The organism is Gordonia sp. i37, from assembly GCF_002043085.1.
In the GTDB taxonomy this organism is placed as follows: Bacteria; Actinomycetota; Actinomycetes; order Mycobacteriales; family Mycobacteriaceae; genus Gordonia; species Gordonia polyisoprenivorans.
In genome coordinates this window covers 1-871 of record NZ_MVPX01000658.1, presented here as the reverse complement: position 1 = coordinate 871, position 871 = coordinate 1, and the positions used below count along the sequence as shown (strand labels likewise).

Annotated in this window: 1 protein-coding gene and 1 pseudogene; both read left to right on the top strand. The window is 71.2% G+C overall.

From position 1 onward, the window contains the following. A pseudogene (locus tag B1964_RS29415) lies at window positions 1-587 on the top strand (hypothetical protein); the annotation flags it as partial. Then, window positions 584-871, top strand: a 288-nt coding sequence (locus B1964_RS29410; RefSeq protein ID WP_139765968.1) for an acylphosphatase, incomplete at its 3' end; no start/stop codon positions are given. The pseudogene B1964_RS29415 and the gene B1964_RS29410, both read left to right, overlap by 4 nt.

Here is an 871-nt window from a genome sequence, read left to right as displayed (position 1 = left end):
CGCCGGCCCGGCCCGCCGACGTCGTCCTCGGGCAGTCCGATCCGCAGGGGCGTGAGGAGAATCGTGGTGGTCCGGCCGACGCCTGCTCGTTCCGGTGGCCCCACGCCATCACCGGCGTCGACGGGTATCTTCTCGTCGCCGACGCCGGCAACCACCGCGTCCTCGGCTGGCGTACCCCGGTCGTCGCCGACCGCCCGGCCGACCTGGTACTCGGGCAATCCGACTTCACCGGTGCCGGCGAATTCCCCTACGCCCCGCAAACCGCTGCGGGACTGCGGTTCCCCTACGGTGTGACCGCGGCCGACGGGCAACTCGCCGTCGCCGACACCGCCAACAATCGCCTCCTGCTCTGGGAGCGTCCCGACTGGCTCGCCCGCGCCCCGGACGGGGTGATCGGCGGCGCCGACGGGGTCCTGGCCCAGCCGACCATGGCCGCCAACGGTGAGAACCGTTGGGATGCGGTGGCTCCCGATACCCTGTGCTGGCCGTACGGACTGCACCGGCACGGCAACACCATTGCCGTCGCCGACTCCGGGAACAACCGGATCATTCTGTGGGACAGGGCATCACCGGAGATGACGTCATGACGGTGCGGCTCGAGGTGGAGGTGCGTGGCGTCGTGCAGGGCGTCGGCTTTCGGCCGGCCGTCGCCCGGATCGCGCTGAGACGCGGGCTGTCCGGCACGGTCAGCAACGAATCCGGTTTGGTGCGCTGCGAATTCGAGGGCAGTGCCGACGCGGTGTCGGGCGCCGTCGACGAGGTCAGTGCCGGTCCCACACCGCTGTCCCGTATCGACTCCGTCCGCACACGGACGTTGCCGTGTCGCCATGACCACGGCTTCCGTATCGCCACCAGCCGCACCGGCGGGGCC